The sequence below is a fragment of the Pseudoalteromonas sp. TAB23 genome (genome assembly GCF_000498075.1).
Taxonomy (GTDB): Bacteria; Pseudomonadota; Gammaproteobacteria; order Enterobacterales; family Alteromonadaceae; genus Pseudoalteromonas; species Pseudoalteromonas arctica.
On sequence record NZ_AUTP01000153.1, the window covers coordinates 1 to 5,189 of the forward strand.

Genomic DNA, 5,189 nt, shown 5'->3' on the forward strand with positions numbered 1-5,189 from the left:
CCTTGCTGCCAATAGTGATCGGTCCCCCCAGGGTTATGGCGAACGTCGATAATCACATCTTTGACGTTCGCATCCTTAAACGCCTGCCACGTTTCATCTAGAAATGTGAAAAAAGGTTGTTCTTGTTCTTGAGAATAAAAAAAGCGATCGACACGCAAATACCCTATGTCATTGTCTAGTATTCGACTTTGGACAAATTCCCTCACATCAGCATTGTGATTTTCCGGCTCATCAGTGACACCCATTATAGAGAATTGCTTGCGCTTATTTTTATGCATAAACTCAATTTGATAATCTTTGCTACTACCAAACAGTAACCAGTAGATTTTTTTAAATCGACTGGCAGTAAAAGCAGCCCTAAACTCTAATGAGTCGCCATACATTCTTGCCAACATAGTTTCAATTATTTTTGATGCCCTAACTCCGTTGACTGAGGTAATCTCATCACCGATTTTAATATCTGAATGGCCCTCAATAGTTTCCGCCACAAGCAAACGTTGGGATGCATCTATCATTACGTCAAATGGAAATAGCCGACCACCGTTCTGAATGTGGTTCTTAAATTGATCATCAAGCTGTGGCGAAGCAATTAGCATGTGTCCATCTTTAAAGTAAGGATTCAGCTGAGAGAAGTATTTCCATGCTTCATAATGTGTCATGGGTGAAGTTATACCTTCTGACAAGGACTCTATCTGCGATTTAACTTCAGATACATCCATAGTAAAGCCCGGGTCTGGGTGGATCGTATCAAGGCGTTGACTTAGCTCAGTCAGGTTGCTTTTTAATGCCTTAATGCTCACTATCTTGCCAGATGAAGGCAGGTTAGTATGAGTATTCCCTTCTTGCGTTTTTGTGTTTTTTGTAATTGACTTTGGTTCATTCAGGCTAGTGCAGCCAATTACAAACGCAATAAAAAAAGTTAAAATTATAGTCTTCAATTTTTGTCCTCAATTCTATTTTCCACTAATTAAATCGTCTGATGAATATTGTTATCCACGGCGATTAGAAGCTGCATTAAAGAGGAGTCTAAGAGAAAAATCGTCTGATTTGGACGAGTTGGACGTGCGATTCGGTCGATTCGCACTCATTCGCTATCGAGTTTCAGCTGTTTCCTATACTGGCTTGGGGTCATTCCTTTGAATTGCTTGAAAACGGCATTAAAGGTACTTTTTGAGGAAAACCCAGCAGATAGAGCTAGATCAAAAAGTCTCTCGTTGGGATTAGAAGAAATTTGAGAACAGACTGTTTTTATTCTGTATTCGTTGACAAATTGATAGAAGTTCTTATTTGCTTGTTGATTGAGGATTTCAGATAAGTGATGACTACTTAGGTTGGTATACTTTGCTAGCGCGTCTAAGGTAAGTTCACTTTCTAAATAAGGTTGCTCATCTTCCATATACTGAACGATGTTTTCTAATAATTTGGTTTTAGTTTGAGAGTCAAAGTATTGTGGTTTGGTTGTCGAGTTGAGAACTTTCGTTGGAGTTTCACTCAAGTTATCAATCGCAAATAAGTTTGGCTTACGCCATTGAGCCATCGAAACGCTGTATATCAATGTAAAGGCTATGAGATCACTTACAATACCCAAAGAATAATTTGCGCCGATTATTATGCTGACAGTTTCTGTCAAGAACATCCCTGCGTACAAACTTAATACTATCCATAACCAAGTAAATATTTTGGGATTAAAGTTGGAAAGCGTGTCACGTGCATGGCGTCCACTTTTGGTTATCAGTTTGACACTCAATGCTAAATAAAAAAATGCCTGTACGAACATAATAATCTGAGTCAGCAGTAGAATGTTTTCTTTATGTAAGGCGTTATTGGCGATGTTGATTTTTTCAGCAGGGGTGGAAAATAAAAAATCTATATTTAAGAGAAGACAAAGTAATAACGGCGTAGCATGAATACAATCCTTTATATGGAATGACTTTTTAATTATCGATGACCGAAAATATAAATATAAAAATGCACCAAAACTGGCGGGAACAAAGTAGCCCCATCCAATTAAATTGGCAAAAAAAGTATCATCAGCATGCACTACAATCAAAGGGCTGCAGAAATAAAATGCTTGAAAAAGACACCAAACGCCCATTATGCGCCCAGCATTGTTAACGCCAGCACTAAACAAGAGCATTGCTGCTAATAAAGCCCCTTGGAATGTTCCGATGGCATGAAGATATTGCATTGGCAAGGAAATAAACAGCATTGGGATAGTTGTAAATAGAAATCAGATATATATTTAATGTTCCTAGATTAGCAGATTGCTAAACTTATTGTTAGCTGTGTCTGACATATTATTCAGTTTGAGCTGTAGAGGTAATTCCAGCGAACAGAGCAAACGAGGCTCACCCATTAGAAAGTTCCTATCAAGCAGACATCTGTGTTTACTTTGTCTTTCATTTAAAAAAAACAAATGTTCTTACTTTTTGAACTCACTTTAAATATGGATATATATCTAGTAATGGCGTCGATTGGTGTGAATATGCACCAGTCACTCATATGAATTAAGGTCAGTGGCTTTCGCCTCAGTCATTGTTGATTACCAATGTCAGTGCACTTTTGGGCTGAAAAGCCGAGGATCAAACCTTGACTTCAGCATCAAAGCTTTTGATTGACTGCTTCTCGCTCTTTGCCGAAGTTCGGCTTAGTTCCACTAGCAGACATTGAAGATTCTTAATGTGTGACCCATACGCTTCTAGACAATGCCCGCATCCAAGCTAAGCTCGAAGTAGAGCAAGAACAAGCAGAAATTGAAGCTGAAAAAATACTAATATCAGAGACTAAAAAAGATTTAAACGAGTGCTATCAAAAGGAAAAAAGAAAATCGGATGAAATTGGAAATACACTGACTGAAAAAAACGAATTAATACAGCACAATAAACGAGAAATGAAAATCGAAAAACAGAAGGCAAAAAATCACGGTAACGCTCTTAGTCGAAAAAACAGTTTGATAAATAAATTAAAGACCAATGCTGAATACTTAAGTTCATTCATCGAAGAGAGCTATGAAACATAAAAGCTCTCTTCGAATTCAACCTTTACCTCCAACAGAAATGCTAGTAATTCCCTTTTTTCCTAGGTTGCCCCTTGAACCCTTACCTATTCTGATGCTCTTTCTAAATCTCATGTAGCTGTCCCTGCATTAATTAATGTTTACTCTATATCTTAATTTAACAAAGCTCAAAGTATCAGAGCAACAAAAGAAAACTTAATAAGGTTCATAATGGATGTTAGAAATAGTGTTACATAGGAGTTGAACTTTCATGTATTTTAAAGCCTTGTTTTACAAGGCTCTATTTTTTAATTAATTATTTTGTATAAGTACATATATATGAACCAGGAGCTTTACCGCCTACACAAGAAACTCGACCTGCAGAAGAAGGTGATTTAGCAGAGGTACTGTAAAATTGGGCTCCAGAACGCACGGCAGCATCATAAAAATTTGAGAAAGTTGATAAACCACCTTTTTTAAAGGTATATGTACGTGGTGATGTTACAGGAAGTGTAGGTTCAACTTTGTTTCCGTCAACATCTCTACCATGTTCAAAATCCCATATAAGCTCATCACCAATAATTCCATATAACGAATATATTGCAATGCTTTTGTCATCAAAAGCAACCTGCATAAAGACTTTTTCAATTTCAGCAACGCCAGAAACTTTTGCCGCTGCGATTGTAAAGTTCGATATATCCTGTTCTAGGGTTGTATGTTCATTATAATAAGATGAAACTTCATATTGTTTTGCACCAAATCCAACTAAGTCCCAAGCGCTACCTGCAATCTCTTTAGGCACAATAGTTGCGCTTACTCCAGCTAAGCTTGCAACAACAGCACTTTTTGCATCAGATATATTATGAAAAGTATTTAAAGCGTCCTGCTCTACACCATAGCTATCTACAGTCCAACTATATATAGGTATTCTTACATCTTGAATATGACCACCACGACCATCAGGTTCATTATCTCCTTTTAATATCCTGTACCCTGTAATGGTCTTAGAAACATTGAATTTCTCAATAATTGATTTATCTAGATTCATTACATAAACATCGCGAGGGCGATCTACTTTAGCTTTTAATCTTGCTGTATTTTTGAACTGTTCGAAAGAAAAACATGTTGAGCATTCAGTGTAAAGTGGAGTTTCCGAGGCTAAACTTGAGAAAGAAACTAGTCCAATTAAAGATGTTAAAAGTAAATTTTTTATCATAATCATTCCATAATTAAATAAACGTAAAAGAAACATTATTATAATTTCTTTTTCATTACTTTTAAATCATTAACAACTACAAAAGCATTACCCATTAAGAGTTAATGTATGGGGGATGGGTAACTAACCCACTATATCGCGGCTTTTAATTTTAACTAGGCGAAGCCGTAGCGAGGAACGAGCGCGACTTTACAGAGTTAAATGCAAAATAGTCCTTAAAAAACGCGTTCACCAATCTTCCAGCTAAAAAAAGCTAATCGTGCCTTGATAAACTTCTCTTTATGGAGCTTAGAGGCTCGATAAGGAAATTTCATAGGCACAGGTAAATTGCATCACTTTTCATACAAAGTCGCTTAGAATCACTCTGAGGAGTGAAGTGTCGTGATTTTTTGGGGGATGCCGTAGCTAGGGGAAAGGCCGACAGGAGTATAAACTGAAGAGTGGCTTTAATGCTTAAAGTTTTGTAACTTATTCACAGGCTAACGCCTTTTTAATAACTCTTGTTTTTAGCACCGCTGTAGCCACCTAAAACTGTAGTCAATAAAAGAGAATAAGATGTTTTTTTATAGCCAATTATTAAGTAGATGCCTCAATCGTCTTGACTAAATAAATATAGTCCACCCTCCGCCTCGAACAACTTAATATAACTAGCGCCTCAATACCTGGCTATCACTCATCCACGAACCGCTTTGTAGCGTGCTAAGCTTAAAGATCAATAAAAAACTGGAGCACACTAAACTCGCCAATTAAAATCGTTTTTCTTGTAATTGATTTATTTCCCTCATTATATCGGTTTGTGGGGGTAAAAATTTGACTGTATGCGAGCCGCGCAAATGTCTGCTCGTAGCACGTTTACTTGTATATGTGAACAAACACCAATATGAGTAATTAACTATTTTTAGCCAATCACAATGACCGCTATTCGTTCTTTGCCGAAATTCAGCTTAGTGCTATCAGTCGTAACTCGTTTCTGCCCCA

At 37.0% G+C, this 5,189-nt stretch carries 5 protein-coding genes; 1 reads left to right on the forward strand and 4 read right to left on the reverse strand.

Annotated elements, in window-relative coordinates; genetic code table 11:
• Together L654_RS0106300 and L654_RS0106305 are read right to left on the reverse strand one after the other, a co-directional pair.
• Positions 1-938 (reverse strand): S41 family peptidase (locus L654_RS0106300; RefSeq protein WP_024607589.1); only part of this gene is annotated, 938 nt, incomplete at its 3' end.
• A gap of 146 nt (positions 939-1,084) precedes the next feature.
• Positions 1,085-2,209, reverse strand: coding sequence for a helix-turn-helix domain-containing protein (locus L654_RS0106305; protein ID WP_024607590.1), 1,125 nt, complete (start codon positions 2,207-2,209; stop codon positions 1,085-1,087).
• 474 nt (positions 2,210-2,683) lie between these two features.
• Between L654_RS0106305 and L654_RS0106310 the strand changes: the two genes are divergently transcribed.
• Positions 2,684-3,019, forward strand: coding sequence for a hypothetical protein (locus L654_RS0106310; protein ID WP_024590361.1), 336 nt, complete (start codon positions 2,684-2,686; stop codon positions 3,017-3,019).
• A gap of 15 nt (positions 3,020-3,034) precedes the next feature.
• Here L654_RS0106310 and L654_RS1000000127255 read toward each other — a convergent pair whose 3' ends face one another.
• Complete coding sequence (locus L654_RS1000000127255; RefSeq protein ID WP_076915493.1) at positions 3,035-3,130, reverse strand: DUF4236 domain-containing protein; 96 nt, start codon at positions 3,128-3,130, stop codon at positions 3,035-3,037.
• 181 nt (positions 3,131-3,311) lie between these two features.
• Complete coding sequence (locus L654_RS0106315; protein WP_024590362.1) at positions 3,312-4,211, reverse strand: hypothetical protein; 900 nt, start codon at positions 4,209-4,211, stop codon at positions 3,312-3,314.
• Positions 4,212-5,189: the final 978 nt, after the last annotated feature.